General features: G+C 63.1%; 17 protein-coding genes and 1 pseudogene. 11 read left to right on the top strand and 7 right to left on the bottom strand.

What is annotated here, in order from left to right:
- The first annotated feature begins 6 nt into the window (after window positions 1-6).
- From BBBF_RS08515 to BBBF_RS08490, 6 genes are all read left to right on the top strand, one after another.
- Window positions 7-2,244, top strand: coding sequence for a SpaA isopeptide-forming pilin-related protein (locus tag BBBF_RS08515; protein WP_021648189.1), 2,238 nt, complete (start codon window positions 7-9; stop codon window positions 2,242-2,244).
- Window positions 2,245-2,334: 90 nt separating this feature from the next.
- The gene (locus BBBF_RS08510) at window positions 2,335-3,999 is read left to right on the top strand and encodes a SpaA isopeptide-forming pilin-related protein (protein ID WP_003814213.1); all 1,665 of its coding nucleotides are present in this window, start codon (window positions 2,335-2,337) and stop codon (window positions 3,997-3,999) included.
- Between the two features lie 191 nt (window positions 4,000-4,190).
- Complete coding sequence (locus BBBF_RS08505) at window positions 4,191-4,385, top strand: hypothetical protein (protein WP_003814214.1); 195 nt, start codon at window positions 4,191-4,193, stop codon at window positions 4,383-4,385.
- 454 nt (window positions 4,386-4,839) lie between these two features.
- Window positions 4,840-5,301, top strand: coding sequence for a MarR family winged helix-turn-helix transcriptional regulator (locus BBBF_RS08500; RefSeq protein WP_013390305.1), 462 nt, complete (start codon window positions 4,840-4,842; stop codon window positions 5,299-5,301).
- Between the two features lie 103 nt (window positions 5,302-5,404).
- Window positions 5,405-7,162: an ABC transporter ATP-binding protein gene (locus BBBF_RS08495; protein WP_003814218.1), complete on the top strand. Its 1,758-nt coding sequence runs from the start codon at window positions 5,405-5,407 to the stop codon at window positions 7,160-7,162.
- A 26-nt stretch (window positions 7,163-7,188) separates the two neighbouring features.
- Window positions 7,189-9,036, top strand: a complete 1,848-nt coding sequence (locus BBBF_RS08490; RefSeq protein ID WP_014760712.1) for an ABC transporter ATP-binding protein — start codon at window positions 7,189-7,191, stop codon at window positions 9,034-9,036.
- A 42-nt stretch (window positions 9,037-9,078) separates the two neighbouring features.
- Here BBBF_RS08490 and BBBF_RS08485 read toward each other — a convergent pair whose 3' ends face one another.
- The 4 genes from BBBF_RS08485 to BBBF_RS10435 all read right to left on the bottom strand — a co-directional run bounded on the left by BBBF_RS08485 (window position 9,079) and on the right by BBBF_RS10435 (window position 10,758).
- Window positions 9,079-9,528, bottom strand: coding sequence for an ABC transporter ATP-binding protein (locus BBBF_RS08485; protein ID WP_074740746.1), 450 nt, complete (start codon window positions 9,526-9,528; stop codon window positions 9,079-9,081).
- An 86-nt stretch (window positions 9,529-9,614) separates the two neighbouring features.
- Window positions 9,615-10,025, bottom strand: coding sequence for an energy-coupling factor transporter transmembrane component T (locus BBBF_RS10445; RefSeq protein ID WP_021648186.1), 411 nt, complete (start codon window positions 10,023-10,025; stop codon window positions 9,615-9,617).
- Entirely contained in the window at window positions 10,022-10,363 is a 342-nt protein-coding gene (locus tag BBBF_RS10440; protein ID WP_003816002.1) for a hypothetical protein, read from the bottom strand. Before BBBF_RS10440 ends, BBBF_RS10445 begins: the two co-directional genes overlap by 4 nt.
- Before the next feature lie 68 nt (window positions 10,364-10,431).
- Entirely contained in the window at window positions 10,432-10,758 is a 327-nt protein-coding gene (locus BBBF_RS10435; protein ID WP_229032516.1) for an MptD family putative ECF transporter S component, read from the bottom strand.
- Window positions 10,759-11,120: 362 nt separating this feature from the next.
- Here BBBF_RS10435 and BBBF_RS08465 point away from each other — a divergent pair, with 362 nt between their 5' ends.
- Entirely contained in the window at window positions 11,121-12,665 is a 1,545-nt protein-coding gene (locus BBBF_RS08465; RefSeq protein ID WP_003815999.1) for a C69 family dipeptidase, read from the top strand.
- 156 nt (window positions 12,666-12,821) lie between these two features.
- Here the strand turns inward: BBBF_RS08465 and BBBF_RS08460 are convergent, their stop codons facing one another.
- The 3 genes from BBBF_RS08460 to BBBF_RS08450 all read right to left on the bottom strand — a co-directional run bounded on the left by BBBF_RS08460 (window position 12,822) and on the right by BBBF_RS08450 (window position 16,738).
- Window positions 12,822-14,723, bottom strand: a complete 1,902-nt coding sequence (locus tag BBBF_RS08460; RefSeq protein WP_013390300.1) for a DUF5696 domain-containing protein — start codon at window positions 14,721-14,723, stop codon at window positions 12,822-12,824.
- 66 nt (window positions 14,724-14,789) lie between these two features.
- Window positions 14,790-15,824 (bottom strand): glycosyltransferase family 2 protein, encoded by a 1,035-nt coding sequence (locus BBBF_RS08455; protein ID WP_003814234.1) that lies wholly within the window; start codon window positions 15,822-15,824, stop codon window positions 14,790-14,792.
- Window positions 15,825-15,991: 167 nt separating this feature from the next.
- A complete protein-coding gene (locus BBBF_RS08450; RefSeq protein WP_003815995.1) occupies window positions 15,992-16,738 on the bottom strand; it encodes a TetR/AcrR family transcriptional regulator in 747 nt (248 codons plus the stop codon).
- A gap of 814 nt (window positions 16,739-17,552) precedes the next feature.
- Here BBBF_RS08450 and ftsY point away from each other — a divergent pair.
- From ftsY to BBBF_RS08430, 4 genes and pseudogenes are all read left to right on the top strand, one after another.
- A pseudogene (gene ftsY / locus BBBF_RS08445) lies at window positions 17,553-18,482 on the top strand (signal recognition particle-docking protein FtsY); the annotation flags it as partial.
- A 294-nt stretch (window positions 18,483-18,776) separates the two neighbouring features.
- Window positions 18,777-20,075: an ammonium transporter gene (locus BBBF_RS08440; RefSeq protein WP_033509773.1), complete on the top strand. Its 1,299-nt coding sequence runs from the start codon at window positions 18,777-18,779 to the stop codon at window positions 20,073-20,075.
- Between the two features lies 1 nt (window position 20,076).
- On the top strand, window positions 20,077-20,415 hold the full coding sequence (locus BBBF_RS08435; protein WP_003814240.1) for a P-II family nitrogen regulator: 339 nt from the start codon (window positions 20,077-20,079) through the stop codon (window positions 20,413-20,415).
- 276 nt (window positions 20,416-20,691) lie between these two features.
- Window positions 20,692-22,563, top strand: a complete 1,872-nt coding sequence (locus tag BBBF_RS08430; RefSeq protein ID WP_033509775.1) for a [protein-PII] uridylyltransferase family protein — start codon at window positions 20,692-20,694, stop codon at window positions 22,561-22,563.
- Window positions 22,564-22,567: the final 4 nt, after the last annotated feature.

Here is a 22,567-nt window from a genome sequence, read left to right as displayed (position 1 = left end):
GCTATAATGGTCGTCCTCGCCATGGTGCTCGCGTTGTCGGTGGGCGGCACCGCGAGCGGCGAGGACATGCCGGCCGGCACGTCCACGGCGGAGACAGCGGTGAAGTCCGCCGGCAAGACGGGCGAGATCACGTTCCCCGTCGGCTCGTACATCGTCGACATGGGCAACACCTCTTCTGACGACGCCCAGCTCAAACCATACGGCCTCATCTACGATCTCGTCCTCAACGCCAAGGTCCCGGTGTACTGGGTCATCAACGGGAGCAAGACCAGCCAGACCGGCGTGGACCTCACCTACAACGGCAAGGGCTACATCTCCGGCCCGTTCGTCATATCCGGCGACGACGTCGATTACAACGTCAGGTCGATGCTGTCCAAGTGGCGCGGCTACGGCGTGTCCATCGACGGGCCCACCGACACCGCCGTCACCGTCGATAACAGCCGGAAGATCTCCTCGGTCCCCCGCGTCGTGCTCGACAATCAGAACGGCAAGATAGCCAAAGGCTACCTCGTCAAGTCCGGCATCCTGCGGAACGAGAATACCACCGATGACCGCGTCTACAAAGAAAAAGCGACTCCGGCGGACCTGGACTCTTCCTGCGACGACATCTACGTCATGCCGCACGCCGAACCGACCACCGCGACGCATAGCCCACTCGCCTCCTTCAACAAGGGCGGCGGCTACATCTGGGCCGGATGCCACGCCGTCTCCTATCTCGAAAGCAATACCAAGGGCAAGGGCGTGGATGACGGTTCCATGTTCTTCCTGTCCGCCAACGGCCTGCTCATCGGAGACAAGCATAAAAAAGCGTCGGGTGTAAGCGGCGCCTACCGGGTGACGGGCGCCGCGTCGGACCCGATCATGCAGTTCGTCGGGAACACGTTCGCCGCGCACGCCAACGGAGCGGAAGAGATCTACATGCCCGCCCCCGGCAGCGCGTGGCGCGCCACCACCAGGGTGCTGGAGACCGACCCGAACCAGCGGCAAGTCCTCGCCGGTATGTCTCCCGGTCCGGCCGTGTTCATGGCCGTGGGTCCCGGATACGGCGACTACGGCAACGGCATGGTCATGTACGAGGCCGGACACGAATTCAAAAAAAACACCGACGCCGACCGCAACGCCATACGAGCGTTCCTGAACTTCCTCATCCTGTCCGGAGTGGAGAAAAGCCTCGACGTGAAGGCCACGATCCCGTCCGACGCCACGGCCGGATCGACCGTGCAGGCTTCCGTGACCGTCACCAAAGGCACGCCGCCATACACGTACCAGTGGCAATCCGACTGCAACGCGTCGTTCTCCGACCCGACCGGATCGGCCACTTCCATCACGTTCCCGAACGAAGGCCCATGCCATGTGAAGGTCACGGTCAAAGACCAATGCGGCCGCGCCACGTTCGACACCCGGCTGGTCGACGTCAAGACCCGCAAGGGAACCGTCTCATGGCGCAAGACCGACACCGAAAACAATCCGCTGGCCGGATCCTCCTGGACTCTGACCGGCCCGGACGGCCAGTCCAGGACCATCACGGACAACGGCGACGGCGACGAGGACCGGACCGACGGATCGTTCAGGGTGACAGGCCTCGACATGGGCGCGTACACGCTCACCGACTCCCAAGCCCCGTCCGGGTTCCACAAGGATGACAGTAGCCACCCGTTCACGCTCGACAACACGCATCCCGACTGGACGTTCACCAGTGGATTCGTCAACAGTCCGACACCCGCCACGGTCACCGTGAACGGCTCCAAAACTCTGACCGGCCGCGATTCGAAGAACGGCGAGACGTTCAGGTTCACGTTCATCCCATCCGACCAGGCCACCAGACAGGCCGTTAGGGACAAGACCATCACGGTATCCAAAACACGGTCCGTCGGCGGTCTGCGGGACGGCGTGGCCAAGGCCGGCACGTATACGTTTTACGCGGCCGAGGACCGGACGGACTGCCCGGGCGACCTTGCCTGCTCGAAGGCCGGATACCGGATCACCATCACGGCCACCGGCGGCACCGCATCCAGCGGCGCCCTCACCGTCCATGCCTCCATCGCAAAGACCAAGGACGACGAGGGAAACACGGCCGACGTCACCGGCATCGCGAAGGCGGCGTTCACGATCACGCGGGTCGCACAGAGCGCGCTGCCGTTGACGGGTGCGTCCGAGGCCCGGAACAACACGATGCTCGGCCTGTCCGTCATCGCCGCAGCGCTCGTGCTGGCCGTCCTCGGAGCGAAACGCTCCAGGGCGTAGCGACAGATTTCGCGCGCCGCATGCACGCCGGCGCGCGGCCCGTTCGACCGTCCGGCCGAACGGTCTTTCATGAAAGAAGGAGAGTTCCCCATGAAACTCACTAAGATCACGGCGATGGCGGCCGCCATCGCCACCGTCGCGGGACTGGGGGCCGTCGCGGCGTCCAGCGCGAACGCGCAGGTCGTCACGGACGGTGAGAAGACCATCACGTTGAACGCCACGAGCGCGGACCAATTGACTGGACACACGTTCAAGGTCGTGAAGGTCGCGTCCTACGACGTGTACGGCACCGCCCCGAACCAGAGCGTCACCCTCAAGACCGAGGACGGCCTCAAGAAGGATATTGCCGACTACCTGAAGTATACGGGCACCGGCGATCCGCTCGCCTGGGCGCAGCAGCAGGACCAGGCCAAGCTCGACAAGTCCACCACGAGCCCGTGGCTGGGCGACGGCACCACCCGCGGCCTCGCCGACAAGCTCGCGTCCAAGGCCACGACCACGGTCACGTCGACCCTGTCCAACGAAAACAAGCAGGCCACGTTCACGCTGGACAGCCCGGGCCTGTGGCTGATCGTCGACCAGGTCGTGACCGGCAAGAGCAGCAAGGCCCTGCCGATCCTCGCCGGCACCAAGCTGACCATCAACAACACGGTGTACTCCTCCGGTTCCATCGACATGAAGAACCAGACCGCGTCGGTCAGCAAGACCGTGACCGACCAGACCGTCGCAGCCGGGCAGGATGCCTCCTACACGATCACGACCAAGGTTCCGAACTACGTGGGCTACAAGGTCAACGGTTACCAGTTCACCGTGTCCGATAAGTTCGCGCACAACGCGCCACTGTCCTACAAGACCGACACCCTGAAGGTCACGGTCGATAACAAGCAGCTGAGGGCCGGCACCGACTACACGGTCGCCGGCTTCGACGCCACGTCCAAGACCTTCATCATCGACCTGAGCGGCTACATCAAGGCCAAGGGCTTCAAGGGCACCCCCGTCGATGACTCCAAGTTCACCGACGCCGACCTGGTCGGCAAGAACGTGACCGTCGAATACAAGGCCACCGTGACCGGCAGCACCGGCAACACCGGCGCCGCGAACACCCCGACGATCAAGTATCCGAACGATCCGAGCAACAACGAGAGCAAGCAGGAAGTGCCGGGCACCCCGGTCAAGGTCTTCAACTTCGACTACACCCTGGTCAAGAAGGACAAGACCACCGGTGCTGCGCTCGAGGGCGCCAAGTTCGCCATCAAGAATGCCGCCGGCAAGTACCTCGCCTACACCCGCGACCAGGACGGCAACGGCAAGTGGATCACCCTCGACACCAAGCCGGAATCCACCGCCGACGGCACCCTCTCCGGCGTGTTCACCACCGACCCGAACGGCAAGGTGACCTTCACGGCCCTTGACGAGGGCAAGTACACCATCGAGGAGATCGCAGCCCCGAACGGCTACGTCAACGTGGGCGTGTCCTTCAGCTTCACGATCGCGGCCAACCTCTCCGGCACCGGCGCGGACCAGACCGCGAAACCGTCCTACACGATCGACGCCGATGGCGTCAGCAGCGATCGTTGGGGACTGGTCTCCGACGGCAGCACCGCCGAAGTGGTCGTGGAGAACGTGAAGAGCATCACCCAGCTGCCGCTCACCGGCGGCGCGGGCACCGTGCTGTTCACCGTGGTCGCAGCCCTCCTGATCGGCGCCGGCGTGACCGTCGGCGTCAAGTCCCGCAAGGCGAGCACCATCGCCTGAACGGTCTGACGGATGCCCCGGCCCTTCGGGTCCTTCTCCCTCAAGGGGACGTCCGTCCGAGAGGCCGGCATCCCATGGAAACCGCCATGGGATGCCGGCCTTTGCCGTATATGGCGTCTCATACGGAAAGGAACGGCGATGAGAAGGGAGTTCACTCCTGACGAACCTCGTACCTGCGCGGCCTGTGGGCCGTGTCCAACGTCACTCCGACGCGCATCATCTATTCCGACGAGTTCAAAAGATACTTCCTCCGCGAACACGGGAAAGGCAGGGGAGTGACCGAGATCTTCCGCAACGCCGGACTGCTGGCGCTGATCATCGGCAGGAAACGCATCGAACGCTGCGCCGCCCGGTGGGTCCGGCCGGATCATTGTCGTCACCAATGAGCAAGCAATACATCCCATCCCCAACAACCCGTTGAAGAAAGAGCCTAAGATTCCCGATGTGGTCGAGGCGATGGGCGTGCGCTCCATAAACCTACGTGAGTTCTATGACGCTAGCGGCGATCTCATTCCCCTGCCGTATCCCATTCGGCCGACACTCTGATCGTGTGCTGTCGGCGCGGCGTAGCGGTCATCGTGATCATTTGTCGCATCCTTTGCTGTTCCATTCGTGTGCGTCATCGGCGTAACCATCTCGCGTGTGTCGCCCGGGACATTGAGACAGAACAAACGCAATGGCTTCCTGAGCCGTGGCTTCAATGGAGGGTTTTAATCGTGTGCCGGCGCTGTTGCGGCAGCGAGGCGTTCCCTCTGGCGCAATCGCTGAAATGCCTGTATGATTGTCCTTATGTCGGACAATTCAGAGAATGCCGCTGTGGGGCATGGCGGCGAGAGAGACATGGCTCGGGATATTGAAGCGTCATCGATCGCGAGTCATATCGATTTGTTCTTCGATGAACTGCATCGCATTGACGTGGCGTATTCGGATTACGCTCGCCGAGCCGGAGTGTCGGATAATGTGATGTGCATTCTGGACTACCTCAAGGACCATGATGGGGCGTCGCAGCGGGCGATCTGCGAGTACACGCTGTTGCCGCGGCAGACGGTCAACAATGTCATCGCATCGTTTGTGGCGCATGGGTTCGTGGAGCTTGGGGACGCCGAAGGCGATCGTCGGGTCAAAACGGTCCGTTTCACGCCTGCCGGGCGCAGATATTGCAACAGCTTGATCGCGCCGAGTCGCGCCGCGGAGTATCGGGCGATGAGCGAGCTTCCTGACGAGCTGCGCAGCGCGTTGCTCAAGGGCATGGGCGTCTACGGGCGGGTGTTCCGCAAACAGATGCATGACATTTCCGTGTAGTTTTCCCGTCTCGGACTTCGCCACGCCGTATGGCTCAATTGTCCTACTTCGGGACAATACTGAGATATGAGCGTAGACGATTTCGCGAGGGGAAGGAAGAAGCATGCGGCTGGTTGCCCGTTTCATGAAGCCATACTGGGCGCTGTGCGCGGTGACGACGGTGCTGCTGCTGGTCGATGTCGTCGGCGCGCTGGTCATTCCCACATTCGCCGCGGAGCTGCTGAACGAAAGCGCGACATCCGCATCATTCAAGAAGATGACCATCACGGCGGTCGGCATGGGCGTGGCCGCGCTGATTTCCGGCATGTGCGCCGTGGCGGGCGGATGGTGCTGCTCGCAGTTGACCTCTCGCGTCGGCAAGGACATGCGCATGGCTCTGTACCGCAAATCCATGGATCTGTCGATCTATGATTTCCGCAATTTCGGTACGGCATCGATAACCACGCGAACGATCAACGACGTGGTCAACATCCAGATGGCCATGACCAATGTGCTGTGCATGCTGATGCCGGTGCCGATCATATTCATCATCGCGCTGACCCTGTCGTTCCGGCTCGACGTGACCCTGTCTCTGTGGCTGCTGGTGGCGATAGCCTTCGTGTGCGTCGTGGCGCTGTTCATCATGCGATCCGCGGCGCCGTTGTTCCGCAAACTGCAGAAACTGCTTGACCGCATCGGCGCCGTGCTACTCGAAAACCTTACCGGCGTCCGCGTGATCCGCGCCTTCAACAAGGAATCCCATGAGCGGCGGCGCATGGACGGCACGTTCGTCGACTACGCCGATACGTCCATCAAGGCGAACCGGCTATTCGCGAACCTCGACGGCCTGTCGTACTTCGGCATGAACGCATTCATCGTCGTCGTGTATTTCCTCGCGGGAGGACGCATCAGCGCCGGAAACTTCCAAATCGGCGACATCACCGCCATCGTGGAGTATGCGATCATGGCGCTGTTCTATCTGATGATGGCGCAGATGGTGATCATCACCTTGCCGAGGGCGCTTGAATGCTGCGAGCGTGTGCGGCTGGTGCTGGACCACAGTCCGCAGATCGCCGACCCGGAGCCGGGCGCGGCGGTGGATATGAGCGGTCGCGGTCCGCTCCCGGACGGCGAGGTGCTGGCGTTCCGCGATGTGACATTCCGTTTCGCGGACGCGCAGGAGGACACGTTGCGACATGTCAGCTTCTCCTGCAAGACGGGCCAGACCACGGCGATCATCGGTGGCACGGGCTCGGGCAAATCGACGATCGCCATGCTCGCACTGCGGTTCCATGACGCCAATTGGGGAGAAGTCACCCTCGATGGCGTGGACGTGCGCAAGATGACGCAGCACGATCTGCGGCGCCGCGTGTCCTACGTACAGCAGCAGGCGTGGTTGTTCTCGGGGACGATTGCCGACAATCTGCGGTACGGAGACCGAGATGCCTCCGATGAGCGGCTGAATCATGCGATCGATGTCGCGCAGGCCCGCGAGTTCGTCGATTCGCTGCCGCAAGGACTGGAATCCCGCGTCGCGCAAGGCGGTACGAACTTCTCCGGTGGGCAGAAGCAGCGTCTGTCGATTGCGCGCGCACTGACCGGAGACACCCAGCTGGTGGTGTTCGATGACAGTTTCTCGGCGCTCGATTTCAAGACCGACGCCGCGTTGCGGCATGCGCTCGCCGCAGAGACGAACGGGCGTGCGGTGCTCATCATCGCGCAGCGCGTGAGCACCGTCCAGCACGCCGACCAGATCGTCGTGCTGTCGGACGGACAAGTGGCAGGCATCGGCAAACATGACGAACTGATGGCGGACTGCGAGGTGTACCGCGAAATCGTCGAATCGCAGACCAAGGAGCCGGCAATGGGAGAGGAGGCGTGACGAGAATGACAACGCAGAATGACGATATGACGGAAACCGTTGTGAACGCGGGCGACACGGTAAAGACCGACGACATCGAGCTCGAAGCGCCGAAGAACGCGATGGCCACAGCCCGGCGGCTGTTCGTGCAGCTGGGCAATCAGCGGGTGCGCCTGTGCGTGGTCGCCGCGTCGATTCTGCTGTTCACGTTTTTCCATATCGCCGCTCCGATGTACAGCGCCGTCGTGGTGGACTCGATATGGGATGCCGTGCAGGGCGCATGGCGTGACGGCGTTCCGTTCTCAGTAAGCTGGAACGCCGGCGGTATCGGCTGGACGATCCTGATTCTGGCAATCCTGTATCTCGGCGAGTGGGGCTTCTACTACCTGCAGTCCTATCTGATGGCGTCCGTGGCCGAAAACCTCAACCTGACGCTGCGCAAGCAGATCAGCGCGAAGATCCAGCGGCTTCCGCTGCGCTTCTTCGACCGCAATAAGCCGGGAGAAGTGCTGAGCAAGGTCACCAACGATCTTGACCGTATCAGCGAAGTCATGCAGACGGGGTTGCTGCGACTCATCACTGCCATCACCACGGTGACCGGCTCGCTGGTCATCATGGTCTACTACTCGTGGCTGCTCACGGTCGTGTTCCTCGTGTTCATGGCATTGAGCATGTGGGTAACCAAACTGGTCGCCCGCAAGAACCTCGAGATCGCGTCATTGCGTCAGGAGACCATCGGAGAGCTGACCGGCCTGGCCGAGGAATACTACAAGGGCCGCAACATCATCAAGGCATACAATCGCGAGGAAGACAGTGCGGCAGCGATGGAGGACGCCGCCGAACGCACCCGAAAAGCCGCGCAGCTCGCCGACTTCATCACGATATCCGTCAATCCTCTGATCCGCATGATCGCGCGGTTCTCGCAGATGGCGGTGATGCTGCTCGCCGGTTGGATGGTACTTGGCGGCCGCATGACCGTCGGCGTGGCGCAGGCGTTCTACCAATACATCAACCAGGTGTCCGAACCGTTGACCGAAGCCAGCTACATGATCAACTCGCTGCAGTCCGCGCTCGCGTCCGCCGAACGCACCTTCGAGCTGTTGGACGAGGAAGAGGAACGGCCCGACCCCCAGCCAGCTGACGCGGCGAAGATCGCTGAGGAGCCTGTGCAGGGCCGTGTGGTGTTCAACCACGTGAGGTTCGGATACGATCCGCAACGGCCGCTGATGAAAGACGTCAACTTCGTGGCCGAGCCAGGGCAGAAGGTCGCAATCGTCGGGTCAACCGGCGCGGGCAAGACCACGCTGATCAACCTGCTGATGCGATTCTACGAGATCGATGGCGGCGCGATAACGCTTGACGGCGTATCCACAGCCGCCATGACGCGAGGCGATCTGCGCCGCGAATTCGGCATGGTGCTGCAGGATACGTGGCTGTTCGGCGGCACCGTGGCGGAGAATCTCGCCTACGGGCGGCCCGATGCGACCCGCGAGGAGATCATCGCGGCGGCCAAAGCCGTGCGCGCCGACTACTTCATACGCACGCTGCCGCACGGCTACGATACCGTACTCGACAACGAGGCCGGGAACCTGTCGGTCGGGCAACGCCAGCTGCTCACCATCGCCCGCGTCTTCCTTGCGGACCCGCCGATCCTGATACTCGACGAGGCTACCAGCTCCGTCGATACCCGGACCGAGGCGGAAATCGGCAAAGCCATGACAAGACTGATGGCAGGACGCACCAGCTTCGTCATCGCGCACCGGCTGTCGACGATCCGTGACGCGGACCTGATTCTGTATATGGAACATGGTGACATCATCGAGCACGGCAACCATCATGAACTGTTGGAACGCGGCGGCCGTTACGCCGCACTGTACAACAGCCAGTTCGCGTGACACGTCAAGGCTCATCGACGGGCGATCATGCCGGCGATGAGCCTATGCCTCGCGGTCGAGCGGAGGCAACTTGTGCAGGGCCCGCACGATGTCGCATTGGTCGCGCAGCGTGCCTTCGTCGGCGCACATCGTCGGGTACCACATGCGTTTGCGCAATGTGGACTCCGCCCTCAACAGCATTCCGTCATCGCTGGCGTACTGAAAATGCAGATGACTGAGCAGGCCGCCGCTCGCCAGCGCAGCCCGTTCGGGCATCGGATCCATCGCCACCAGCACACTGAACGGGCAGCCTGCCGGCGCGTCCGTCGCATGAAACACATAACAGGGTTTGCCCTCCAACCCCTTGGCGATGGTCCGGTCAAGCCGATACCGGTAGCGGCCCAGTGAACGATCCGGTCCCACCAGCCAGTCGATGATGAATCCGTCGGCCTCGTCGGCCGCCGTTTCGACGCCGGCGCTCTCCTGCCGCGGCGCCCCGTGGCGAGGCGCCATCCTCCGAATCCGCATCGGCCTGACGGTATCGGAACGAGCAATCGCGCAACCGTATGATCACATCGCTCATAGTACACCGCCGATGCTCAGTGCCAGCGGGATCGTGCAGACCGCCATCGCCGCCCAATCAAACCAACGCTGTGAATCTCCGTTATGCAGGTATGCCGGCCGGGCCGTCCCAATCCCTTGGTAAGTGCCGCGACCGACAGGTCATGCGAGACGATCGTCGCGTTCATCAACAGCGGAACCAGCACGAACTCCAGCGACTGGGCCGGATGCCGCAGCAGCGCGAGTCGGCCGGAGACAAGACCGCGAAGGGCCATCGCGTCGCGGGTTCGCCGGTAGTCCCGCCCGATCGTCGGAAAGAACCGGATGACCACCATGCAGGGGATGGCCACCGATTCGGGCACGCGCATACGACGCAGCGCGCACACGAATTCGCTGACGCGCGTGGTGGAGAACGCGTAGGCACCGGTGATGAAACAGGGCATCATCATGCGAAGCCCCACGGAAAACAGCCCGACGACATGTATCCAGGCGTCGGCGTCAGAGCCGGAGGCTGACGCGGCGCCCGAAGCCCCGCCGTGTCCAGCGTCGCCGCGTCCGACCACAATCCCCACCCCAGCAGAACCGCATAGCAGGCCGTCAGCCGCAGTCCCATACGCCAGCGTCCGGCAAGGAACAGCGGCGTGAGGAACAGTGCCGTCAGCAGCGCTTCGGCTCGCGCATCCGCGTGGAAGAACAACAGCGTGTTGGCGAGCAGCATCAGATACAGTTTCGCCCGAGGGCCGAGGACGACGGCCGCTGGCGCGGGAGCGGACTTGGATCTGCTCATGCCGTCTGCGCCGGCTGCATATGCGCCGGTTCGCCCCGCATGGCTGCTCTCGAATGTTGCCCGTGAATTCATGATGTGTCGGTGTCGATGTTCGCGAACACCACGTAGCTGATGAGGATGCCGATCTTGCTGGAGTATTTGCCGGCTTTGGCAATCAGATCGGCGACCAGCGCGAAGTACAGCGCGGAGAACACGCCGATGTTGATCAGATCGGGGATGTCAGCTTGCCGGAGCGGCTCTGGCGTGCGGTGCCGGCCTCGGCGGGGCTTCCCGCCTGTGCGGTCGGGCGGGCGCGCCAGACAAACTGCGCCGATTGCGATGCCTTGCCTAGATGCGTGGGCCGGGGCGCCACAATACGGGTTGAAATAGCCGAAATCCGCAATTCCCCGTGTCAAATCGCCGTTTTGTGGCCCGAAAACGGCGATTTGACACGGGGAATTATCAAGAACGGCTATTTCAACCCGTGTTTTGGTGAAGTGCGACACCGCGATGGAGGGGCGCGGAAAAAGAGAAAGCCCGGCGGGGAAGCCGGGCTTGAGAGAGAAGAGAAGAAGGGGTTCAGTTATTGCGGCCTTGCGGTCGTGATTACTATATAAACGCATGTTTCGGGGCAAGTCATGTGGTTTACCTGAAAAATTCGTGTGAAACCCTGCGTATTTGGCTGAGATGACATAATATTTGGCCTTCCGTAGTATTTTTTCTGCCGCAGCCGTCCCGTTGATGCGCGATGGTGAGGCCGGCTCCTACAGTGGTCGGCATGTCATGCACCACATTGCTTATCGGAAAATCAGCCAGCTGCAGCGGCGCGACGATCATCGCCCGCAACGATGATTCCGGCTCCGGCCGCTACGATCCCAAGCGGCTCGTGGCCGTGGCGCCGACGGACCAGCCGCGCCACTACCGCAGCACGCTCAGCCATGTCGAGATCGACCTGCCGGACGACCCGTGCCGCTACACCATCGCGCCGAACGTGCTGCCGAACCGAGGCGTGCTCGCCGAGGCCGGCGCAAGCGAGCGCAACGTGGCGATGAGCGCCACCGAAACCATCGCGGTGAACGAGCGCGTGCTCGCCGCCGACCCGCTGGTCGAGCTCAGGCCAGCCGAAGGCGTGCCGGGAGAGGCCGGCTATCGGCCGGAGACCCCCGGCGGTATCGGTGAGGAGGACATCATCACGCTGGTGCTGCCGTATGTCTCTTCGGCCCGCGAGGGTGTGGAACGGCTCGGCGAGCTGCTGGAACGGTACGGCACCTATGAGTCGAACGGCGTGATCATTTCCGACGTGGACGAGATCTGGTATGTCGAGACAATCGGTGGGCACCACTGGATTGCGCGCCGTGTGCCCGACGACTGCTATGCGACGATCCCCAACCAGCTGGGCATCGACGACTTCGACTTCTCCGACGCGTTCGGTGAGCGGCGGTTCTTCATGTGCAGCGCGGACCTGCGCGAATTCATCGATCGGCACCATCTGGGCCGTGCCATGCGGCCCGCGCAGGGCGCCGGTTTCGGCGTCGCCGCCGTGCTGCCGGACCACATCAACCCGCGTGTGGTGTTCGGCACCAGCACCGTCAAGGACCATATCTACAACACGCCGCGCGCCTGGTACATGCAACGTCACCTGAACCCGAGCGAGGATTGGGATTCGCCCGCGGCCCGCTACACGCCGACCTCCGACGATATCCCGTGGTGCCGGGCTCCGGAGAACAAGGTGACGGTCGAGGACATCGACTTTCTGATGTCGTCGCATTTCGAAGGCACACCTTTTGACCCGTACGGAACGCTCGGTACACCGGAAAGCCGGCATCGCTACCGTCCGATCGGCATCAACCGCACTGGTCACATGGTCGCGATCGAACTGCGGCACGACGTGCCGGCCGCAGCGGCGGCGGTGATGTGGATCGCCTTCGGTTCCGGCCCGTTCACGGCGGTCGCACCTTTTTATGCGAACGTGGACGACACTCCGGCGTATCTGCGCGACACCACGCCCGAGGTCTCCACCGACAACCTGTACTGGACGAACCGTCTGATCGCCGTAATTGCCGACGCGCACTGGTACGAGACGCGCAACGCGATCGAATACTATGGCGAGCAGGTGCGGGCGTTCGGGCATCGGCTCGTCGAAGAAACGGATGCGGCGCTCGCCGATGCCGAAGCCGGGGACATCCGCGCGGCGCTCATGGCTGCGAACGAGACGATGGCCGGTCGTCTGCAGGATCTGACCCATAAGCTGCTCGATAACGTGCTGTATACGTCGAGCAACCTGATGCGCAACTCGTTCGCCATGTCCGATAGGTGGGTCTGAGGGCTTGCTCCCTTGTCGCAGCGAACGGTTCTCAATAAGAAAGGTGCGAGTCCGTGTGACGGGGGAATGAACACGAAAACAGCAGAAAGCCCGGAATTCCGGGCTTTCTGCGCAATGTTCGCTTGTTCGAAAATGTGCGGAATCCTCGCACCTTTCTTAATGAGAACCGTTCGCTGCTACCTCATACGTCTGCGCGTGGAAATCACACGTCACGGCGGTGCCGTCGGCGAAGACCGAGCGCTGCACCAGCGGGTCGCCGCCGACAAGGTCATGCCGCACGAGCTCCTGCATGCCGACGCGCAGGTGCAGCCCGGCCACGACAGCACACCGCTCGATGTCGTTCTCGGTACGGGCGCGCAGTGCGGCATTCATATCACCGTCCATGCCGGCATATGCGGCGTCACGGATCAGGTACGGCGCACCGCCGTTGAGCAGCGCGTACAGCATGTAGTCGTCGCCACCGGCCACCCGATCCATCATCCACGGCTGGATCACGCAGTCATGGTAGACGAGGTTGTACAACGGCACCGGGATGCCGTGCCGAGGCGCGTCGGGGGAGCGCATCTGGAAGTCGTACGGCGCGTAATGGCAGAACACCAGGCTCGGCATCGCCCAGTCGGACACCTCCTCGGACGAGGTGAGAATGCCGTGCGCCAGCAGGTATTCGAAGCATTCGGCGCGGCGCTCGTAGCATTCGCGGCGGGTCATGCGGTGCTCGGGATGCGAGCATTCGTCGCCTTCATTGCAGGTGAACACGTCCAGATACGCGCAGTCCAGCGCGATGCCGTGCGTGGCGATCTCACTGAAGTTGCGGCGCACGTAATCCGGCGCAAGCTCGGCGCACAGGTACGTTTGGCGCCCGCCGGCCCACATCGCGTGCTCGGGCATCGTGCCGTCCGCCAGTCGGATCGCATTGCGCGGGTCGAACGTGCGCGCGGCGAAGTAATAGTCGCGGTATTGGTCATGCGTGCCGAACAGGTCTCCCTGCTCATGACAGGCGTCGACCAGCGATTTCATGCCCTTCCAGCCGCCGGCCTCGCGGCATGCGGGCAGATAGTCGGGATGGCCGTTGTCGTAGCCGGGCTGCGCCCAGCCGTCCAGATGCAGGTACAGCCGCCCGGCACCCATTTCGTGCAGCGTGCGCATCTGCCGTTCGCGCTGCGCGAACGTGACGAGCGAATCATTCTTGCCGGGCTGCGCGGGATCATAGAACGACGAGTCCGGCTGAACCTTCGTCTTGATGCCGACATGCACCCATGAACGGCCGAGCAGGTCACGCACTGACGGGTTGCGCGCCGCCTTCTCCGCCAGCGTGCGCAGCCGGCCGCGTTCGTTGACGTAAGCGCGGTACGTCTTGCAGACGGCGGTATGGTCGGCGTGGTCGAGGAGACGATATCGCACGACACGACGGTAATCCATGCGGCCGAGACTTGGCTCGAACCACATTCCGACGTGCGTGTACGGTCCGCCGGCCGGATGGTCGATGTCATATCCTGCGTTCCATGGCGTCTCGCAGATGGCGATGTACGCATGCCCGTCGCTGCGCAACTGCGCGAACCAGGGCATGTACCCGCCCGCAGTCTCGAACCGCCCGCCGAAGGAGACCGCATCAGTGCCGACCTCGGTAGGCCAGTTATTCGGTATCATCACGCCCTGCTCGTGGGTGATGAGCGTCACGTCATGCGCGTCCGCATGGTCGAAGGACAGCGGCGCAGGCCAAAGCACCCTGTCGATGCGCGGCTCGGCCCCACACTCGCGCAGTGGCACCCATTCGCATAGCACGTCGCCGCTCGACCGCTCGATCCAGATATACGTCTCAAAAGCGTAATCCGCACCCGCGAACCCGGCGAACACGCTGCGCACGCCGACTCCGGTGCCGGTCTCGATCCGCTCATGCGTGACGGTAGCGGCGCCGGCGAACGAGAATGAACGATCCTCGCGCGTCAGCTGCGGCTCTATGCCGTCGCAGCCGCTCCAGGTCGCACCGTCGCGGCTGAATGAGAACCGCAGCGTCGTCTCATCGAAGCGCAGCATGGTTCCGGACATGGTGAATTGCATCATGGATGTTCTCCTGATCGGTGATAGAGGGGCGAATATCAGCTGGCAGCCCCGCCGCGCGGCACGTCAGTTGAAGCCGACGACCTTCTCTGCGACGACATAGCCGCGTCGGATCACCCAGCGCCCGACAGACCCACGCAGGTTCAGCGCGCGCGACACCAGCTTGCGCCGCACGTCACGCCCGATGGCCGGCGACGCCTTGTCGATGTCCGCCCACAGTTCGTCCTTGAGACGGTAGTTTGCCTTGTCTTTCGACAGGATCAGGAACACCGACGTGACCGAGCTTTCGATCGCGAGGAAATGAATCATATAACGGTATAGGCCGTCCGGCACGGTTCCCGGTTCGGGAGTGGCCTCCACCATGCGCTGGTTGACGAGCCGCAGCTGCGCGACGCGGCGGATCATCACGTCGGTCTGTACGCTCTGCCCCTCGCGCCCGATGAAGTAGTGGTAGAACGGGATGTCCATGTACAGCATCGACTTGACCCACGGGAACGGCTGGTATGCGTAGATGAAATCGACGTAGAACGTGTGCTCGGGCAGCTGCATGCCGGAGTCGCGCACCACCTGGGTGCGGTAGATCAGAGCGTGCATCAGTATGTATTCGGCGACGCCGAAGCAGCCGAGATCGTCCCAGCCGAGCACGGTGTTGGCCGCCATCGCATGACGGAAGTTCACTGTGTGCTTGACGCGCTTGCCCACCTTGTCGTACACGTAATTGGTGACGATCATGTCGACCGGATCCGTGGCGACGCGCTGCACCCGCAGCGTGCCCATGAGCGTGTCGATGGAGGGCATATCCACCCAGTCGTCGGCGTCCACGACCTTGACATACATGCCGGTCGCGTTGGCGATGCCGGTGTTGACCGCGCCGCCGTGGCCCTTGTTGACCTGGTGGATTGCCCGCACGTTGCCGGGCCAGCGCCGCTCGTACATGTCGGCAAGTTCCGGGGTGCTGTCCGAGGATCCGTCATCGACGATCAACACTTCGATGTCGCTGTTGTCCGTCGCGGAGAGCAGCGACTCCACGCAGCGCTCCAGATACGTTTCCATGTTGTAGGCGGGCACCACGAAGGTGAGTGTTTTCGACGATTGTTCCATAGTTCCTCGTTATACAGGTGTCGCGGGGATGACGTGCGACACGTCGCCTCGGATGTTGCAGCGAGTCTAACCTCTACAAGCAAAGCTATCACTAAGCGGCGTTCAGGCAAGTCCCGTCGTCCGTTCCGCCGTTTTTTGGGCTTCCGGCTTGTGCGCGGTTCTGATGATCAGTCGGCGCTCGCGGGCAGGTATGCCGGTTCGTCCGGTTCGGCGGTCTCGACAGGAGCGTCCGGCTCGTCCGGGACCGTTGTCTCGCTCCGCTCTTTGTCTCGACGTTCTTTGTCTTCCTTGGCTGCGAGCTGCTTCGCCTTCTGGCTCTCGAACCGCAGGATCGGCTTGGAATCCAGCCGGCTCAGGCCGTGCCATGCGAGGTCGACGACGTATGCGGCGAGCTGCTCCTTGTTGACCTTCGGCCGATCCGCCCAATATTGACCGGTGAATACGGTCATGCCGACCAGCATCTGCGCATAGTATGGCACGCCCTTGGCGGAGAGTTTCCGGCGTTTGAACGCGGCGGTGAGCAGATCCTCCACGCGCAGGCTGATGTCGCCCAGCAGCGAGTTGAACGATCCGGCCGGGTCGGTGGTCGGCGAGTCGCGCACGAGCACCTGGAAGCCTTCGGAGTTCTCCTCAATATAGGTGAGCAGGGCGAGTGCCGCGCGCTCCACGATCTGGCGGGGGTGCGCCTTGGTGTCGGACAGCGCCTCGATGAGCGCATTGGTCAGCTCGCGCATCTCACGGTCGACGATTACCGCGTACAGTCCCTCCTTGCCGCCGAAATGCTCGTAGACGATCGGCTTGCTGACCTTCGCGTTCGCGGCGATCTCCTCGACACTCACCGCCTCGAACCCCTTGGATGCGAACAACGCTCGCCCCACGCGGATGAGCTGTTCGCGGCGTTGCAGCGCCGTCATTCTTGCAGTATTGGCCATGAGCTCCAGTGTAGTGGTCGCGGTGCCTAGCGCCTATACCTCCCGAAATGTTGTCGGGTCTACGTTTTCGTGGTAGGTCGTGCGAGGGCCGTGCGGCTGAGGAGAGTCGATCATGAAGACGTATGTAGCCCCGTCGATGATGGCGAGCGAGTTCGACAACCATGACATCGTGTCGTGCGTGTCCTGTTTGATACGTGTTTTCGGTGGCGGTCGCGAGTATTACCACGATGAGGGTGGGGCGCCATTGCCCGACTTGTTCTATGTTGAATATCATGGGACCGCTGGCAATCCGGTGCCGTCTGGTATGCCGCTTTATGCATTGGTGGCAGATTTGCCTATACCAGCGTCTTCCCCGGTTCGATATGTAGGGACGACTCAGGGGCAGCGTCTGTGCCAGCAGCCCAATTAGTCGTCGACTTGGCTGCAACAATGCGACGTATGTGGTATTCCGGCAGCTGTCCGTTGCGGTTTTTAGGCTGGAGCCATGGATACGAATCTGATTATCGGCATTGTCGCCGCAGTGGTGATTGTCGTCCTGCTCATTGTGTGGGGCGTAGTACGCGGCAAGTCGCGTAAGAACGAAGTCGTCGGCCGGCCGGCGGAAACCGCAACATCGCCGCGCCAGGCGGGTCGTGCGGGTGAAGAACCCGAGACGGTCGCCGCAACAGTTGACAGGCAGCTCTCTGCTCCCGAAACCGAGGGCGAAGCCGCCTCCCCTCGAAGTGAGGAAGAGCGTAAACCGGTCGAACCGACGCAGGCCGCCCCGGCCAAGCCGGCGGCTCCCGCATATGATGTACCGGAAAAATCCGGCTCGCGCATTCAGCGGCTCAAGGCGAAACTTTCCAGGTCCTCGAATCCGTTCGGCAAGGCGTTGTTCAACATCCTCACCAAAGACAACCTCTCCGAATCCGATTGGGAGGACGTCGAGGACACGCTGCTGCTGGCCGACGTCGGTGCCGAAGCAAGCGAGCAGCTAGTCGGCGAATTGCGCCGCGATGCGCGCATCACCGGCAAGGCAAGCCCCGACGAGGTGCGCGCCACGCTGCGCGACAACCTGCTCGACCTGGTCGGCCGCGACACCGACCGCCGTCTGAACGTCGACAAGCCGGACGCGCACAAGCCCGGCGTCATCATCATGGTCGGTGTCAACGGTACCGGCAAGACCACCACGGCCGGCAAACTGGCCCGTCTGTTCGTCTCCGAAGACAAGAAGGTCGTCATGGGCGCGGCCGATACGTTCCGTGCCGCCGCAGCCGACCAGCTCGAAACCTGGGGCGCCCGCGTCAACGTGCCCGTCGTGCGCAGCGACAAGGACGGCGCCGACCCGGCATCGGTCGCGTTCGAGGCGGCGGCCCGCGCCAAGGAGGACGACGCCGACGTGCTCATCATCGACACCGCCGGCCGCCTGCAGAACAAGTCGAACCTGATGGACGAGCTCGGCAAGATTCGCCGTGTCACCGAAAAGAACCTGCCCGTCGACGAAGTGCTGCTCGTGCTCGACGCCACCACCGGCCAGAACGGCATGGCGCAGGCGAAGGTGTTCGCCGAGGCGATCGGCCTCACCGGCGTCGTGCTCTCCAAGCTCGACGGCTCCGCCAAGGGCGGCATTGTCATCTCCGTGCAGAAGGAGCTCGGCGTGCCGGTCAAGCTCGTCGGCCTCGGCGAAGGACCGGACGATCTCGCGCCCTTCGACCCGGAAGGATTCGTCGACGGCATTCTCGCGTGAGGTTGTTCGCAAACCGTCGGACATGAACCCTGCAAGCCGGCAGTCCACAACGTGGACAGCCGGCTTTTGCATTCCGGAACCGTTGCCTGCGCCGGAATCCGGCCGAAAGCCAAGACCCGCGTCATCGTGCTTTACATGAGCGTAACGTGTCGTAACGTGTTGAAAACTCAGCGAGCGTTGCATATCGTTGTGTTGATTCCCCCTATCAGGGGATGTCAGATGAAGTGGTAACGACCCGCTTCCCGCGCGGTCAAGATGCGCGGCGGCGGGAACGAACAAGAGAGGAAGGTAACGATGGACTCCGGTAATACCGCATGGATGCTCACATCCGCAGCCTTGGTTTTCCTCATGACGCCTGGCGTGGCGTTCTTCTATGGCGGTATGGTGCGCGCCAAAGCCGTGCTGAACATGCTGATGCTGTCGGCGGCGGCCCTGTCGGTCACCGCGGTCGTATGGACGCTGTGGGGCTGGTCGATCGCATACGCCGGCAGCAGCATCGGCGGCATTTTCGGTGACCCTGCGACCGGGTTCCTGCTGAAGGACACGATGGTGTTCGACGCCGGCACCCGTCAGTACACGGCCGCCGGTCTTGCCGCGAACGGCAACAAGTACCCGAGCAGCGTGGACGTGTCGTTCCAGGTCACGTTCGCGATGATCACCGTGGCGCTGATCTGCGGCGCGATCGCCGAGCGCGTGAAGTACAGCACGTGGATGCTGTTCGTGGCGCTGTGGGTCACGTTCGACTACGCGCCGATGGCGCACATGGTGTGGAATAACGGCCTTCTGAGCGCAAAGGGCCCGATCTCCACCGCGATCGGCGCCGCGGCGCATGATTTCGCAGGAGGCACGGTCGTTCACATCAACGCCGCAATGGCGGCCCTTATCATCGTGCTGATCATAGGCAAGCGCAAGGGTTTCGGCACGCAGCCGATTCGCCCGCACAACGTGCCGTTCGTCATGCTGGGCGCGTTCCTGCTGTGGTTCGGCTGGTTCGGCTTCAACGCCGGCTCGGCGTTCGCGGCCAATGGCACCGCTGGCTATGCGTGGATGAGCACGACCGCGGCGACCGCGGCTGCCATGCTCGCCTGGGGCTTCACTGAGAAGATCCGCACCGGTCATTACACGGCTATCGGCGCGGCCTCGGGTATCGTCGCCGGTCTGGTTGCCATCACCCCCGCGGCCGATGTGGTGTCACCGTTGTGGGCCATGGTCATCGGCGCGATCGCCGGCGTTCTGTGCTGCTTCGCATGCGGCCTGAAGTTCAAGCTCGGCTATGACGATTCGCTCGACGTGGTGGGCGTGCATGGTGTCGGCGGTTTGACCGGTACCGTGCTCATCGGCTTCTTCGGCGAGGACGCTGGTCTGCTCGCCGGCGGCGACTGGCGCCAGCTGGCCGTGCAGGTCATCATCGCCCTGTGCGCGATGCTGTACTCCGGCGTGGTGACCGCGATTATCGCGTTCGCGCTGGAGAAGACCATCGGCTGGCGTGTGACCGAAGCCCAGGAGGTCGGCGGCATCGATCTGGCCGATCAGGGCGAACGTGCCTATGATTTTGCTGGTACTGCCAGCTCGGTTCTCAAGGAGGTGAGGTGAGATGAAGCTCATCACTGCCATCATTCAGCCCCATAAGCTCGATGACGTCAAGGAGGCGCTCGCCGCTGCGGGCGTGCACGGCCTGACGGTCTCGGAAGCCAACGGTTACGGCCGCCAGCGTGGCCACACCGAGGTGTACCGCGGGGCGGAATACACGGTCGATCTGATTCCGAAGATTCGCGTCGAGGTGCTGTCCGATGACGCGGACGCGGAGACCCTGGTCGGCGTGATCGTCAAGTCTGCCGGTTCCGGCACGATCGGCGACGGCAAGGTGTGGGTCGCCCCGCTCGATTCCGTGACCCGCGTGCGTACCGGCGAGACCGGCTCCGCCGCGATCTGAAAGCGGCCCGTGGTTTGGCGCTTTCCGCCGGACGCGGGTTATCGGTAAGACAAGTCCCCGCACGCCGTCACCTGACCATGCGGGGACTCTTTTATATATCGACATCCTTGCCTCCGGTGACGGAGGGCAAGGATTGAAATTGCTCCCGCTGGCGGGAGCTGGCTCGCGTAGCGAGACTGAGGGTGGTCTTGTGCACCCGGGTGGGTTTGACCACCTCCAGTCGGCTCCACCGACAGCCCCCGCCTGCGGGGCGGAATTTGGTGAAGGTGGTGTGTCTTGAGTTCGGCGGTCGATCATCTCAAGCAACGGTTCATGGACATGAGCCAGCCGGATGCTGACGGCGTGTACCGGGGTGGCTCCGCGAAGCGCCGGGCGCGAACGGAGCTCGCCATGGATTGCCTGCGCCGCCTGTGGAGTGACGCGGTGGCCGCGGTGCCGTTCGACGTGCCGTCCACCGGCATCGGATTCGGCGCGGTCGGGTCGCTCGCACGGGGGCAGATTGGCCCGAGCTCCGACCTGGATCTGGTCATCATCTATGAGCCACATACGATCAACGACCAACAGCTCAATGAGCTGACCAACAAACTGTGGTATCCCCTGTGGGACAGCGGCCTTGACCTCGATCAGTCGGTGCGCACGCGGCAGCAGTGCGAGGCCGTGACCGATTCCGATCTGCCGGCCGCTATGGGCTGGCTGGATGTCAAGCCGATCGCCGGCGATACGGCGCTGATTTCGGCGACGGCCACGTCGATTCTGGAACGCTGGCGTCGAGCGGTCCGCAAGCGGCTGCCGGAACTGCTGAATTCGGCGCGCAAGCGACTGGACGAGTTCGGACGACTCGCCTACCTGAACCAGCCCGACATCAAGGAGGCGCGAGGCGGTCTGCGCGATTCGGTGCTGGTCTCCGCGTTGACTGTGTCATGGCTTGCCGACCGACCGCACGGCCGGTATGACGACGAGGTCGAGGCATTGCTGGACGTGCGCGATTGCATTCATCTGGCTGCCGGCAAGGACGCGAATCGGCTGCTCGCCCCATATCAGGCGCAGGTGGCAGCGATGCGGGGTCTTGCCGACCCGACACTGCCGCCGGGGGAGCGGGAGGCGCGTTCCATCGAGGACTTGCAGACCCGGCTCGCCCGCATAGGCCGACAGATCGCGTTCGCGCTGGATTCCACGGCGTCGCGTGCCGAGCATTCGCTGACGCATGAGCGCCCGCGTTTCTCGTTCTTCCAGATGCTGTCGCCGCGCGGTGGAGGCAGGCGAGAGGCCCCGAAGTTCGAACAGGTCGCGCCCGGCGTGGCCAAGCACGAGCAGGAAATCGTGCTGGCTCCGGGCGTGGAACCGGAGTCGGACCGGTATCTGCCGTTGCGCGTGGCCGCGGCGGCTGCCGAGTTCGAGCTGCCGATCAGCCCGGTCACCTTGCAGAACCTGCGGCGCTGCCCGATCCGCGATTCCGTGTGGGATGATGAGTCGCGCCAACTGTTCGTGCGTCTGCTGGCCTCCGGGCCGGCGCTCATGCGCGTGTGGGAGGAACTGGATTTCGTGGATATACCCGGTCGATGGATGCCTGAATGGCTGGGCATACGCAATCGCCCGAGCGCGTCTGCAGCGCACCGGTATACCATCGACCGGCACAGTGTCGAGGTGACGTCACGGCTCGCGCGGGTTTCGGCGGCGCGAGGCGAGCGGTATGACGACCGTCACTACACGGCGCTGCTATTGGCCGGCCTGCTGCATGATGTCGGCAAACGTCCGTTCGTGACCGATCATGCGGCAGAGGGCGCCCGTCACGCCGCGGTGATCATGAAGCGCATGGGATTCGACGCGGACATCGCGCGATGGGTGCGCATCCTGGTGCGGGAGCATCTGACGCTCTCTGAGTTCGCGACCGGCAAGAACCCGAACGATCCGGCCGTGGGGGAGTCTCTCGCCCGTTGCGTGGGCCGTGATCCGATGCTGCTGGACATGCTGTATGACCTGACCCGCGCCGACGGGTCATCGCTCGGGGCTACGGCCGGTGAGGAGATATCCAAGCGATACGGGTGGAGCCATTGGCGCGAAAGTCTGGTGCGTGCCATGTACAGCGCCGCCCGTGAGAGTATCCGGGTACAGGTTGAAGGTGGCTATGCCGACGTTGACTTCGGCTGACACG

The sequence above is a fragment of the Bifidobacterium bifidum ATCC 29521 = JCM 1255 = DSM 20456 genome (assembly GCF_001025135.1).
Taxonomy (GTDB): Bacteria; Actinomycetota; Actinomycetes; order Actinomycetales; family Bifidobacteriaceae; genus Bifidobacterium; species Bifidobacterium bifidum.
This window is presented reverse-complemented; position numbering and strand designations above follow the sequence as displayed.